The following is a 13,063-nucleotide window of genomic DNA, read 5'->3' on the forward strand; positions in this document are numbered from 1 at the left end:
GTCCGCCGCTCATTCCACAAGCGCACACCCCGAAGGGTGATTGCTTGCTTCCTGCGCTCGACTTGCATGTATTAGGCACGCCGCCAGCGTTCGTCCTGAGCCAAGATCAAACTCTCCATAAAATTGGCTTGCACACGGATGTGCTGACATCGACGTTGCAACACGGATGTTGCGAACTTAGTCGACAATCATTGAGTTTGCTTACTCATTACTTGACTAGCATGTTACTTCTTAACATATTGGTTGTTTTGTTCAGTTTTCAAAGATCAAATGGTGGGCCTGAGTGGACTCGAACCACCGACCTCACGCTTATCAGGCGTGCGCTCTAACCAGCTGAGCTACAGGCCCATTTAATGGAGCGGGTGAAGGGAATCGAACCCTCGACATCAGCTTGGAAGGCTGAGGTTTTACCACTAAACTACACCCGCATAAATACTAAATGGGATATTTAATTTCATTTTTCTCTCAATGGTCGGGAAGACAGGATTTGAACCTACGACCCCTTGGTCCCAAACCAAGTGCTCTACCAAGCTGAGCTACTTCCCGTAATGGCGCGCCCGAGAGGAGTCGAACCCCTAACCTCTTGATCCGTAGTCAAACGCTCTATCCAATTGAGCTACGGGCGCTCAGTAAAGCGACATATTCTAATGTATCACACAATGCGATAGTATGTCAATAGTTTTTTTGATGCGGTCGAGAGGACTTGAACCTCCACGGGATTACCTCCCACTAGGCCCTCAACCTAGCGCGTCTGCCATTCCGCCACGACCGCATAAAGTGTTAAAAACACTTTATTTGATGAGCCATGGAGGATTCGAACCTCCGACCCTCTGATTAAAAGTCAGATGCTCTACCAACTGAGCTAATGGCTCGGAACTTTAATATCACATCTAATATCAACTTTCAAAATAGAAAATCCTCCGAAAACAAATTTGTTTCAAAGGTTTTTGTAAAAGAAACATATTTGAGTGTTAAAGACGAAAATGGCTGGGCTAGCTGGATTCGAACCAGCGCATGACGGTACCAAAAACCGTTGCCTTACCGCTTGGCTATAGCCCAACAATGGCGGTCCGGACGGGACTCGAACCCGCGACCTCCTGCGTGACAGGCAGGCATTCTAACCAACTGAACTACCGGACCTATTCTTTTTTTAATAGTAAGTGACCCGTACGGGATTCGAACCCGTGTTACCGCCGTGAAAGGGCGGTGTCTTAACCACTTGACCAACGGGCCATAAGACATAAAAAATGGCGGAGAAGGAGGGATTTGAACCCTCGCGCCGCTTACACGACCTACACCCTTAGCAGGGGCGCCTCTTCAGCCACTTGAGTACTTCTCCACTGGCTCCACAGGTAGGATTCGAACCTACGACCGATCGGTTAACAGCCGATTGCTCTACCACTGAGCTACTGTGGAATAATGTAATTTTTTAAATAACTAACAGCGACGATAGATATTATATCTTGTTAAAAACAATTTGTCAACACATTTTAAAAATTTAATTTCAAAATGTAACTGAAGTATAAGACGACAATGTTTTTCACATCTTTTTTCAAATGCTTATATAATTTAACATGAAATATCTTAATTCGTCAATGGTTTCAGATAAAATACAGAATGTTTTTTTATATTTCTTTTTTCAGCTTTCCGCTACACTTACCACAACGGTATTTATTTGTATCAATTCTACGCCTTCTATTATATCTTTGATTACATCCACTACATTTATACGTAAGTAATGTTTGATTTTGCATCGTTGGTAAAGGCTGACAATGTCGTGGAGATCCTGTTTTTTTTAATAACTGTCTAAATTCTCTATCACCATGTTTGTAGCCTTTCCCCTCAATATGTAAGTGATAATGACACAACTCATGTTTAATGATCCCTTTGAATTCTTCCATTCCTAGCTCTGTTAAAAATTTTGAGTTTAATTCAATTTTACGTTTAGAGGGTAAATATCTTCCACCAGTAGTTCGTAGTCGTTCGTTAAATGCCACACAATCTTTAAAAGGTTTGTTAAAGTAGGTCATTGATATCTCGTTGACCAGTTGATGTAATTCTAATGCATTCACTATCTTCCCTCTCCTTCCTACAAAATGGTTTTAAGTATACATGAAGCATACATAAGCATACATTATTATTTTAAAACCGATTGGACAAATCACCATATAAGCCTAAACTTCATAAACTATATTATCTCGACCCCTACTCTTTTCAACTGTAGACGTTGAATTTAAATAGATTTAGATTTGCTTGCACATTTTAGACCAGGAGGTGAAAGGGATGCCTAATTGGTTCAGAATACAAATGACAAACGCTTTTCTAACAAAAAATATCTATCAAATAAAAATGTTAAATCAATGTTGGTTTTTTTATTTAGATAGAAGGATATCAAAATAATTCGATACCCTTCTATTATTAATCTGCTTTGATCATCGATAAAGCTATGCGTTGTTTTTGAACATCAACATGATCAACCCAGACAGTAATGACATCACCTACCGAAGCAATATCCATCGGGTGTTTTACAAAGCTATTAGACATTTTTGATATGTGAACAAGCCCATCCTGCTTTACACCAATATCGACAAACACACCGAAATCTACCACATTACGAACAGTACCCTGTAGTTCTAATCCAGGTTGTAGATCTTCCATAGAAAGAACATTTTTCTTTAATAATGGTTTAGGTAAATCATCACGCGGATCACGGGCTGGGCTACGTAAAGCTTTCATCATATCAGATAACGTATGCTTTCCGATTTGTAACGCTTCTAATATATGATCTGTTTGAAGTGTATCTAATTGCTTAATTAGTTTTTCTGTTCCTATATCTTCTGATGTACAACCTATCATCTTAAGTAAATTTTTTGTTGCTTGATAGCTTTCAGGATGTATAGGCGTTCTATCAAGTGGTTCTGTTCCATCAATGACACGTAAGAAACCAATACTTTGTTCATAAGTTTTATTACCGAGTCTTGGTATTTTTTTTAATTGTTTTCGATCAGTAAATTTCCCTAATTCTTCTCTTTGCTTAATTACATTGTTTGCCACGGTTTTACTAAGTCCAGATACGTATTGCAATAAAGAGGCTGATGCTGTATTAACATTTACACCAACTTGGTTAACAGCCGTTTCCACTACAAATTTAAGTGATTCATTTAGACTTTTTTGACTGACATCATGTTGGTATTGTCCAACACCAATTGATTTTGGATCAATCTTAACTAATTCAGCCAATGGGTCTTGTACACGTCTGGCTATAGATACCGCACTTCTTTCCTCAACTTGCAGATTTGGAAACTCTTCTCTAGCTAACTTCGAGGCAGAATACACACTTGCTCCAGCCTCATTTACAATCATATATGAGACAGATAAATTATGTTTCGCAATTAAGTCTGCAATAAACTGTTCTGTTTCTCTTGAAGCTGTTCCATTGCCAATAGCAATTAGTTCAATAGGATATTGCTTAATATATTCCAACACTATTTTTTCTGCACCTTTCACATCATGCTTTGGTGCAGTTGGATATATAACATTGATATCATGTATTTTTCCTGTTTCATCAACAATGGCTAATTTACACCCTGTTCGAAAAGCTGGATCCACACCTAAAATTGTTTTTCCCTTTAATGGGGGTTGCAATAATAGGTTTTTTAAATTTTTCGAAAAAATGTCTATTGCTTGTTTTTCTGCCATTTCTGTTAATAAATTTCGAATTTCTCTCTCAATAGACGGTTGAATTAAGCGCTTATAGCTATCTAATACTGCTGCATTCAGAAACTCTCGGATAGCTTCTACAGCATTTGGTTTCATAATCTTGTTCATTAAATAAGTTTCAATGCTGTCAGCCGGTGAGATAATCGAAACTTTAAGTATCCCTTCTTTCTCACCTCGATTCACTGCTAGTACACGGTGGGCAACAATCGTACGAATTGGCTCTTCATATGAATAATACATTTCATATACGCCTTTTTCATCTTCAGCTTTATTCTTTTCTTCTGTCTTAATTAGACCTTTTTTATATGTAGTATCTCTAATATATTCTCGGTATGTCGCTTCATCGGACACCCATTCTGCTAAAATATCATTTGCACCCTGCAATACATCTTCAACTGATAACAACTCATTTTCTTCAGACACATGTGCCTTTGCTTCCACATGCAAGTCTATATTCTGTTGTTCCCAAACGCGGAGTGCCAGAGGTTCTAACCCTTTCTCTTTTGCAATTGTTGCCCTTGTCCTTCTTTTTTGTTTGAAAGGTCGATACAAATCTTCCACACGTTGTAATTGTGTTGCATTTAGAATATCTTTGTGTAACGCATCCGTTAACTTTCCTTGTTCATCAATTAGCCGTATCACTTCTTGTTTCCGTTCAGCTAGATTTAGTGCATAGGTCCATTTATCTTCAATTTGTTTAATCTGCACCTCATCAAGTGCTCCAGTTTGTTCTTTTCGATAACGAGCAATAAACGGTACGGTATTACCTTCTTCTAATAATGAAATGACTTGTTTAATCGAGGGCATTGCGATTGCCGTTTCTGTTGCAACCCATTTCATTAATTGATCTTTATTCGATTCTGCCACACATCTTCCTCCTAACTATTTCTTTTATAGTGTATCAGACTATTGGTTTTTTCCCAACACACATTACGTTAAAGACGCAAGCTCACAGTCTATTCTTTTGATACTTTGCTTACCTCTTAACAGAAAAAAGTTCTTATCTTTTGCGACAAGAACTTTTTAAGCATTATATTTCATAACAAGTAAGGTAGTATCATCTTTAATAGAATCAGATAAGAAATGCGAGAATAATTCAGTGATTTTCGAAACGTCTTTTCCTAAGAAATAACTGGATGATAAATCTAGTGAATCCACACCATCGGAAAACATAACAAAAACCATTTCATCCAATAGGTTATCACGCAAGACTTTTAAAGGTCTAGGAAAACCACCGATATAACCGGCATTTGGAATATTTCGCTTTTTCTCTGATTTGCTTGATATTGTCATTAAACCGATGTTTCCAATAGAAGAAAAAGTATAATTCTTTTCATTAAAATCAACTTTTAATATACCTAAAACCACTCCACGCTTACCTACTAATTTTTGATTGCACACTTTAATGATTTGTTCCACAGAAGCGTTCGTGTTTGATTCAATGATATCCATCACTAATTGTGAAGACTCTTTTGCATATTCTCCACTACCTAAACCATCAGCAAGTGCACAAATAAATCCTTGTTCGGTTTCTTTGTAATAGTAACTATCTCCACAGTAATAGTTACCTTTTTTAGGTTTCTGGAATACAGAGATATCCATATGCATTTGTGTCACAGTTATACTCCTGTTCCATTCGCTTGTAGCGCTTCACGAAGTTTTTTTAATGCCCGACGTTGAATTCTTGATACATGCATTTGAGAGATACCTAATAAGTCACCTGTTTCTTTTTGACTTCTATTTTCAAAATAGGTGTATTGAAGGATATTTTGTTCACGTTCTGATAAAATAGGCAAAATCTTTTCAAGCAACATGCGTTGGTCAGTATTTTTAAAACCATTATCTTGCTCACCAATTAAATCTAAAATAGAAACAGTACTTCCATCAGAATCCGCCTCAATTTTCTTATCAACAGAGAGAGCTTTATAACTCTGTCCCATTTCCATCGCTTCCAATACCTCTTCTTCTGATACTTCAAGGTATGTTGCAATATCTTTCACGGATGGAGAGCGTTGTTGTTCAGTCATTAACTGTTCAGTAGCTTTCTTGATTTTCGGCCCTAATTCTTTAATTCGTCTTGGTACATGCACACTCCATGTCTTATCTCGAATAAAACGTTTAATTTCACCAATAATTGTTGGAATAGCAAACGATTCGAATGATTTACCTAATGTTGGATCATATCTTCTAATTGCTGCTAATAATCCTAGCATCCCTACCTGTACAAGATCTTCATGTATCATGCTGTTTTTAGCATATTTCCTTGCAATTGAGTGTACAAGATCTTGATATGTTAAGACTATTTTCTCTTGTATTTCTTCGTCTTTAGGATTCTTTTGTAGATGCTCTATCCATTGGTAAATCTCATCCCCACGTTTATTGTGTGGCTGAGATTTGGTCGTCATCTAATCCCACCTCATTCGCATGAAGGTATTTTGTCATCAGTACAATTACCCCATAATCATTTTTTATCTCTACTTTATCCATTAATGCATTAATTAGGAATAGACCAAAACCCCCTTCACGGAGATCTGCAACAGATTCAGATTGTCGGTATGGCCCTATCCCCTCTTTTACCTTGGATAAATCAAAGCTACCACCGTGATCAGCCACCATAACTTCTAATCGATTTGCATACAAACCAAAGCCTATTGTTACTTCTCCATCATCACAATCTTCATAGGCATGTGTTGCAGCATTAGTCATCGCTTCTGAAATAGCTACCTTCAAATCTTCAATATCTTCATAAGAAAAGCCCATTCGATTAGCTACACCAGATACACTTAAGCGCACAACACCAACATACTCAGGTTTTGCAGGTACTTTTATTTCTACAAAATCAAATCGTTCCATTAGTTTCCACCTCGTACTGTTGACTCAATTGTAATGATACTATCCAAACTTGTAATTTCAAATAAACGACGTACTCGATCCTGGAGTTGAACTAATTTAAGTTCGCTATCATACTCTTTTGTTGATTTTAACGCACTAATAAAAACTCCCAATCCAGTACTGTCCATATAATTCACCTTTTCTAAATCAACTATTATTTCCATACCAGTTTTTCTTGTCAAAGGTAGTAATTGCTCTTTTAACTTTGGTGCTGTATAGGCATCTATTTCTCCCGTCAATAATAAATGTAAAGTGGTACCTTTTTCAACCAATTCCACATCTAAATTAATATTCATTTAGCTACCTCCAATTATCTTCAATTGCTTTAACATGTACCCTTTATTTATATAAATCAAACTAATTTTTGAATAATGATCAATGTGAAGTCATCTCTAAATTGGAATTCTTGCAGTCGTTCAAAATGTTTATATACTTGTTCTACCGCTTCTTGTGCTGGTAGATGGATGTATCTTTGAATAACCTCTAAAATTTCATCCCGCTCAATAAATCGATCACCTACACGACATTCGGTTACACCATCAGTTAAAAGAATGAGCCGATCGTTTTTATTGATTTTCTTTTCAAATTGTTTATATACCGCGTTATCTGTTGCGCCTAAAACTAAACCTTTCGCTTCTATCTCTTCAAATAATTGTTTATCTGCATGATAATAGAAACCTGGTTCGTGTCCTGCAGAAGCATAAGAAAACATTTCCGTATTTGGATTGTATAATCCGTAAAACATGGTAACAAACATGCTGGGATCAACATTCCGCTCAACAACTCTATTCAAATTTTCTAAAATAGCACTTGGTTCCCTCTGGTTCTCTGGGAAACTATCCATCGAATATTTAATCATGGACATAGCCAAAGCTGCCGGTATCCCTTTACCAATTACATCAGCAATCGCGATCCCTAAAGTATCATCATTATCAGCAACAAAATGGTAATAATCACCACTCATCTGGTTTGCAGGAACACTAATTGCCCCTATATCTAATCCTTTTATATTAGGTTTCACTGTAGATAACAACGTTTCTTGCATCTTTGCCGCCACAGATATTTCAGATTTTAATTCAGACTGCTTTTCTCTCAGGGTTTGAAACTCTTGGTAGGCTAATCCATACGAAATCATCGCCTCTAATAAAAAATTCAATGAATCATCTACTTCTTTCGGTAAATTAGGATAGAGTTCTTTTAAAGCTTTGATATGAACATTAACAATTTCCTCAGGTGAGATATTGTGTTGCATGGATAACTTACTAAACTGTTCCGCTTGATAAAGTGCTGTTTCATTTTTAGTTAATAAGTATTCTTTTAAAATTTTACGATATTGTTCTAAATCAAGTTTAATAGTTTCCAATTAAGCACCTCCTAAGACTACCTTACCCACTTTGCTGTTCGAATCTCCGTTCCTTTTCCATGCTCGGAAACAATATCAAAATAATCCATTAACCTCTTCACACCAGGTAACCCCGCTCCTAAACCACCAGAAGTAGAATAGCCGTCTTCCATGACCTGGCTTAAATCTCGAATTCCCGGACCATCATCTTTCGCAATGATTTTTAAACCTTTATGCTCCAGATCTTCGATGATTTCAAAACAGATTTTACCATTCCCTGCATATAGATAAATATTTCTAGCAAGCTCTGAAATTGCTGTTGCAATTCGTGCCTGATCTACCGTGCCAAAACCAATTTCTTTCGCTTTATCTCTCCCTAGTTGCCTAGCACCAACAATATCCCATTCTTGTCTAATGTGTACGCAGGATTGGAAGTCCATCATCAGTCCTCCATTTCCTGGCGAAGTTTGATCAATCCTTGTTCCAAGTCTAATGCTGTTGGAACGTCCTGCAAGTGGATACCTAAGTCAATTAATGTCATCGCCACTGCAGGCTGGATGCCAGTCAAAACTACTCTCGCTCCCATCAAATCGGACATCGTCACTACATCACCTAACACTTTCGCAATAAAAGAATCGATTATATCAACAGATGTTAGATCAATGACAACACCAGTTGCTCCGCTTTTGTGAATCTTGCTCAACAGATCCTCCTGAAATTGAATCGCTGTTTGATCATCTAAATCGATTTGAATGGAGATTAATAAATAATTATGTAGCTTTAAAATAGGTATTCGCATCTAGATCACTCCTTATTTAAAGAACTAAGTAGTTGTTCAATGGCTTGCTCTTTTTCCTGCGAACGAATAATTTTTCTATCAGTTAATTCAAGCGCAGTTTCAAATCCTTTTCTTAAAGAACTTTTTGTTGGGAATTTTCCTAAATCAATGCCCAAATTAACAATGGTTTGTGCAATTTCTGGCCTAATACCTACCAAGATACAAGTAGAACCAATTAGCCTAACCGCCTCAGCAGCCTGAATAATATGATGTGCCACCATTGTATCTACTACTGGGACACCTGTAATATCAATTAATACAACTTCTGCATTATGTTTAATGACGCCTTCTAATAAATTCTCCATGATTAGCTTAGCACGTTCTGTATCAATCGTACCGATAAGGGGCATGATTGTAATATTTTTCATAACAGGAATCAAAGGAGCAGATAACTCTTGTAGAGCCACGCGTTGTAAAGAAACCGTGTGTTCCCAACTACCGGAATATTCATTCACCAAACGATTGATAATTGGATCAACCCAACTATCTACCATATTTAAGACAGTAGAAAAATATTCAGAATCAATTTGCTCTGAGCGACTTAAAATAAAATCAATTGTTACACGTCTAAATACTTGAAGCCCATCTGTTATATAACTTAATGGCCAACCCAAATTAATTAATCGTTCAGAGAAATGATCTAATTCACTCGTTAACCCTTGTTTATCTAGACTAGTAAAAATAACATTTACAAATTCACGACTTGTACTTTGAAATAATTCTTCAGAAATAGCAGATGTATACTCATTCTTTCGCTTTTCCGATATTTGTTCTAACCAATTTTTTATAATGGTATCACTATTCTCTACCACAATCGATTGCAGTTTTCTATGCATAAGAAATCCTCCAATTCCAGATCTAATCTTCAATTTATTTTAACACTTTTTATAATTCTTACTAATAATTTATCATTGTTTCACAGACAGTACCAGAATATATGACTATTTTTTCTTTCAAATTACAATTTTTCGTATTTTTCAACAATAATAACAAACAAAAGAAGTTCTTATATTTAAATATAAGAACTTCTTTTGTTTGTTAAATTATAATTAGAATTCAGCTAAGCCTAAACTGATTTCTAACGCTTTGTCGATTTTATCCATCATATTATCGTCCAAATATGTGATTTTATCTGTAAGTCGCTGCTTGTCTATTGTCCTAATCTGTTCTAATAAAATAACAGAATCACGTTCAAATCTATACTTTTCCGCATCTATTTCTACATGTGTAGGTAGTTTTGCCTTTTGGATTTGCGCAGTAATTGCGGCTACAATAACCGTTGGACTAAAACGATTTCCAATATTATTCTGTAGGACCAATACCGGACGTACGCCCCCCTGCTCTGATCCAACAACCGGAGAAAGATCAGCGAAATAAACTTCGCCTCTTTTTACTATCAAAATACTACACCCCGCTCACTAAGCGCTCTAAGGTGTTTTCTGCCTCCTCTTCAGCCTGGAAAGCTTCTGAAGCAATATTTAAATTAATTTTAGCCATTTCCATATAACCACGTTGCATTGATTCACGAATATGATTTTTCTTTCTGTCTCGCAAATATGATTTGGTTGCTTGACACACAATTTCACTTAAATCACTGTTCTCATTTTTCATTAGATCATCCACCTCATTAAGTAGGTTTTTAGGTAATCGTACAACTACTTCTTGCACACTCTCTGACAAACCGTACACCTCCACCAAATCTACAAGTAAAAATTTAATCCAATACTATCTTATCATTACTAAAAGTGCTTTGCAAAGGCATTTTTATCTTTTTATTTCATCCTAGCAATTTAATTTGCAATACAATTTCTTTACTAAAAATTTTATAAGTACAATGTAAATCATATGCAACAAAATGCTATACTAAAACAATAAATTTTCAGCGAGTACTATTTAAATAGTGTCGAGGAATGCGAGAACTTAGCATACATGCAATTTCATAATTAATTGTTTCTAATCGAGCAGCAATTTCATCCATAGTAATTTCTTCTTCAAATTGTTTGCCAATCAATGTTACTTGTGTACCAATAGGATACGATTGATCTAACCTAATCATACATTGATCCATACAAATTTTTCCGACAATCGGCATTCTTTTTCCCTCAATTAAAACATCCATACCAGTTAATTGTCGAGCTAATCCATCAGCATAGCCTAGTGGAATGGTACCTATCCATTCTTCTCTATCTGTCGTATAGGTTGCACCATAACTAATCGATCTACCTGTAGGGACTTGCTTCACATGAATTAATTTAGTATGCAGGGACATCGCTGGATGAAGATTGATTGGCTTTTCTTCTTTAACAATCGGAGATGGATAAAGCCCATACATACTAATACCAAAACGAACTGCATCAAACATTTGGTTTGGAAATCGCATGCTAGCAGCACTATTTCCAGTGTGAAGTAGTAGATCATTTTTATAAGATTGGAGTATTTGTTGCAATTTAATCCAATTCAATTGCTGGTGCTCATAATAAGCCAAACCCCGTTCATCTGCAGTTGCAAAATGAGTAAACGCACCAGCTATATGTAATCTTGAATCATTACACACTTCCAAGAGGGTTTCTAATTCTGATTTTGTAGTAACACCAAGTCTGCCCATTCCTGTATCTACTTTTAAATGAAGGGATAATTCACCTTTGAATGGGATTTGCTTCACTTGTTCGAGCCAACTTTTTTGAAAAAAAGTTAAGGTAATGTGGTGTTCGACCGCAATCGGAACATATTTTGGATCCACCCAGCCAAGTACAAGGATAGGTGCTAATATACCACCTTCCCTTAAGTGCAGCGCCTCTTCTAATAGCGCAACAGCTAACATCGAAGCGCCAGCCTCTATTGCAGTTCTTGCTACTTCCACATCACCATGTCCATATCCATTTGCCTTTACTACCGCAAATATTTCTGTACCTTCTGGTAATCGATTTTGTAATTGATGTATATTATAGTAAATTGCGCCTAAATCTACTTCTATCCAAGCAGGACGATATGAAACTTCTCCCATGTACAATCTCTCCTTAAAATGGAAACAAATGCAACAAACAAAATACGAATAGTTAATAATAGTTTACGTTTATTTATAACAAATACTTTATCTTAAATTCATGTCACAAGCAACTTCTACTTGGTTAGTAATTGACTTGGGACAAAGCGCCTGACCCCCTGTCCCATTTTATACAAAAATAAAAGCAGAGCCCTTTTATTAGAGGTATCTGCTTGTTATATATATTATCTTTGAGATTTTGTTATTTACTTGCTTGTGTAGTAATTGAAGTTGCTACCTCAATCATTTCTTCTTTAGTTAATTCTTTGCTCGCTAAATAGTAATCTACTCCTTGATAACTCCATTCAAGCGCTGAATCTGTTTGAGCCGCTACTGTAAAACCTAAACTCACTGGTTCACCAGGTACTATTTTCGGACTCATTACAGTAGTTGGATGTGCTATAACTTTCTCTTGTACGAGCGTGAAATTCTTTTCACCCTCATAAGATAACAGCACACGTTGCCCCTCTTCTAGATCTACTTCTGATGTTTCAGCCAATGTACTACCTAATAGTTCATTTGGATACAACACCCTTAGTTCGTCATTATTTTCAAGAACGCCATCTCCAGTAACTGGAATACCGAATAAGCTACTTGTCATATTATGTTCCATCTCAAACATGTTGTCTTCAAAAGTAGGATTTAGTGTAAACTCAGCAAAACTTACGGTTACAACAGCTTTCCGATCCTGATCAAACACTTTTACCATTACAGGAGTGAATTGCTTCTTATCAAAGTAAATCTCTTGATAAGGTAGTGTGGTATTGTTCTGATAATTTGTCTTTGTTTCAAACACGTAATAATTCTCAGTCGTTTTAAAAGTAGCATCTTTATCGTTTAAAATATCAGAAACAAGCGATTGATACAAGTAAGGTTGACTACTATTTGTTGGCCAATCACTTTGGAACTTAAAGCTTTTGTTTAATGCCGGAGTTAATACAAAGACCCCGTCATCGTTTTTTAAAATAATTTGACTACCTTCTTCATCTTGCTCATTCTTCAATAACACACGATAGTACGCTTTCTTTTTATGCGCGATATCCATATCATAACTTTGTTCTTTTTCACCCGTCTTTAGTTGCATTGTTGCTTGTGTTTGATAACCACTCATTTCTTCCAATGTTTCTTCTAACTTTGTAATTACATCTTCTTTTGATTTTTCACCACATGCACCAAGTATAAATAATGCAAAGATCACCAACACAACGGTGAAGTATTTTTTCATGGT

15 protein-coding genes, 11 tRNA genes and 1 rRNA gene are annotated in these 13,063 nt (G+C 36.2%); 1 reads left to right on the top strand and 26 read right to left on the bottom strand.

The features are described 5' to 3' along the window. The 13 genes from BN1058_RS12500 to BN1058_RS12560 all read right to left on the bottom strand — a co-directional run. A 16S ribosomal RNA gene (locus tag BN1058_RS12500) occupies positions 1–122 on the bottom strand; the annotation flags it as partial. A 149-nt stretch (positions 123–271) separates the two neighbouring features. Further along, positions 272–348, bottom strand: a tRNA-Ile gene (locus BN1058_RS12505). Positions 349–354: 6 nt separating this feature from the next. Next, a tRNA-Gly gene (locus BN1058_RS12510) sits at positions 355–428 on the bottom strand. A 41-nt stretch (positions 429–469) separates the two neighbouring features. Then, a tRNA-Pro gene (locus tag BN1058_RS12515) sits at positions 470–546 on the bottom strand. A 3-nt stretch (positions 547–549) separates the two neighbouring features. Continuing rightward, positions 550–626: transfer RNA gene (locus BN1058_RS12520), tRNA-Arg, on the bottom strand. Positions 627–688: 62 nt separating this feature from the next. Beyond that, positions 689–772, bottom strand: a tRNA-Leu gene (locus tag BN1058_RS12525). 27 nt (positions 773–799) lie between these two features. Next, a tRNA-Lys gene (locus BN1058_RS12530) sits at positions 800–872 on the bottom strand. A gap of 112 nt (positions 873–984) precedes the next feature. Continuing rightward, positions 985–1,059: transfer RNA gene (locus BN1058_RS12535), tRNA-Gln, on the bottom strand. Positions 1,060–1,063: 4 nt separating this feature from the next. After that, positions 1,064–1,140: transfer RNA gene (locus tag BN1058_RS12540), tRNA-Asp, on the bottom strand. Between the two features lie 21 nt (positions 1,141–1,161). Further along, positions 1,162–1,233 (bottom strand) — tRNA-Glu (locus BN1058_RS12545). Positions 1,234–1,248: 15 nt separating this feature from the next. Next, positions 1,249–1,339 (bottom strand) — tRNA-Ser (locus BN1058_RS12550). Positions 1,340–1,341: 2 nt separating this feature from the next. Further along, positions 1,342–1,416, bottom strand: a tRNA-Asn gene (locus tag BN1058_RS12555). Positions 1,417–1,625: 209 nt separating this feature from the next. After that, on the bottom strand, positions 1,626–2,072 hold the full coding sequence (locus tag BN1058_RS12560) for a SprT family protein (RefSeq protein WP_255307074.1): 447 nt from the start codon (positions 2,070–2,072) through the stop codon (positions 1,626–1,628). 211 nt (positions 2,073–2,283) lie between these two features. Between BN1058_RS12560 and cmpA the strand changes: the two genes are divergently transcribed. Further along, positions 2,284–2,400, top strand: coding sequence for a cortex morphogenetic protein CmpA (gene cmpA / locus BN1058_RS12565; protein WP_090858310.1), 117 nt, complete (start codon positions 2,284–2,286; stop codon positions 2,398–2,400). A gap of 18 nt (positions 2,401–2,418) precedes the next feature. Here the strand turns inward: cmpA and BN1058_RS12570 are convergent, their stop codons facing one another. The 13 genes from BN1058_RS12570 to BN1058_RS12630 all read right to left on the bottom strand — a co-directional run bounded on the left by BN1058_RS12570 (position 2,419) and on the right by BN1058_RS12630 (position 13,060). Continuing rightward, entirely contained in the window at positions 2,419–4,587 is a 2,169-nt protein-coding gene (locus tag BN1058_RS12570) for a Tex family protein (protein ID WP_304362517.1), read from the bottom strand. 156 nt (positions 4,588–4,743) lie between these two features. After that, the gene (locus BN1058_RS12575) at positions 4,744–5,328 is read right to left on the bottom strand and encodes a PP2C family serine/threonine-protein phosphatase (protein WP_255307095.1); all 585 of its coding nucleotides are present in this window, start codon (positions 5,326–5,328) and stop codon (positions 4,744–4,746) included. Positions 5,329–5,339: 11 nt separating this feature from the next. Continuing rightward, a complete protein-coding gene (gene sigB / locus BN1058_RS12580) occupies positions 5,340–6,125 on the bottom strand; it encodes an RNA polymerase sigma factor SigB (RefSeq protein ID WP_090858313.1) in 786 nt (261 codons plus the stop codon). Further along, positions 6,097–6,573, bottom strand: a complete 477-nt coding sequence (gene rsbW / locus BN1058_RS12585; RefSeq protein WP_090858316.1) for an anti-sigma B factor RsbW — start codon at positions 6,571–6,573, stop codon at positions 6,097–6,099. The genes sigB and rsbW overlap by 29 nt, the downstream gene beginning before the upstream one ends. Continuing rightward, on the bottom strand, positions 6,573–6,908 hold the full coding sequence (locus BN1058_RS12590; protein WP_090858319.1) for an anti-sigma factor antagonist: 336 nt from the start codon (positions 6,906–6,908) through the stop codon (positions 6,573–6,575). The genes rsbW and BN1058_RS12590 overlap by 1 nt, the downstream gene beginning before the upstream one ends. 56 nt (positions 6,909–6,964) lie before the next feature. Further along, entirely contained in the window at positions 6,965–7,975 is a 1,011-nt protein-coding gene (locus BN1058_RS12595; RefSeq protein ID WP_090858322.1) for a PP2C family protein-serine/threonine phosphatase, read from the bottom strand. A gap of 17 nt (positions 7,976–7,992) precedes the next feature. After that, positions 7,993–8,394 (bottom strand): anti-sigma regulatory factor, encoded by a 402-nt coding sequence (locus tag BN1058_RS12600; RefSeq protein ID WP_090858325.1) that lies wholly within the window; start codon positions 8,392–8,394, stop codon positions 7,993–7,995. Between the two features lie 2 nt (positions 8,395–8,396). After that, positions 8,397–8,753, bottom strand: coding sequence for an STAS domain-containing protein (locus tag BN1058_RS12605; protein WP_090858328.1), 357 nt, complete (start codon positions 8,751–8,753; stop codon positions 8,397–8,399). Positions 8,754–8,758: 5 nt separating this feature from the next. After that, on the bottom strand, positions 8,759–9,628 hold the full coding sequence (locus BN1058_RS12610) for an RsbT co-antagonist protein RsbRA (protein WP_090858331.1): 870 nt from the start codon (positions 9,626–9,628) through the stop codon (positions 8,759–8,761). Between the two features lie 213 nt (positions 9,629–9,841). Beyond that, positions 9,842–10,192, bottom strand: coding sequence for a type II toxin-antitoxin system PemK/MazF family toxin (locus tag BN1058_RS12615; RefSeq protein WP_090858334.1), 351 nt, complete (start codon positions 10,190–10,192; stop codon positions 9,842–9,844). 4 nt (positions 10,193–10,196) lie between these two features. Next, positions 10,197–10,472, bottom strand: coding sequence for a CopG family ribbon-helix-helix protein (locus BN1058_RS12620; protein ID WP_090858337.1), 276 nt, complete (start codon positions 10,470–10,472; stop codon positions 10,197–10,199). A gap of 199 nt (positions 10,473–10,671) precedes the next feature. Then, a complete protein-coding gene (alr, locus tag BN1058_RS12625) occupies positions 10,672–11,796 on the bottom strand; it encodes an alanine racemase (protein WP_090858340.1) in 1,125 nt (374 codons plus the stop codon). Positions 11,797–12,037: 241 nt separating this feature from the next. Further along, on the bottom strand, positions 12,038–13,060 hold the full coding sequence (locus BN1058_RS12630; RefSeq protein WP_090858343.1) for a LolA family protein: 1,023 nt from the start codon (positions 13,058–13,060) through the stop codon (positions 12,038–12,040). Between the last annotated feature and the right edge of the window lie 3 nt (positions 13,061–13,063).

This window comes from Paraliobacillus sp. PM-2 (genome assembly GCF_001368815.1).
Taxonomy (GTDB): domain Bacteria; phylum Bacillota; class Bacilli; order Bacillales; family Amphibacillaceae; genus Paraliobacillus.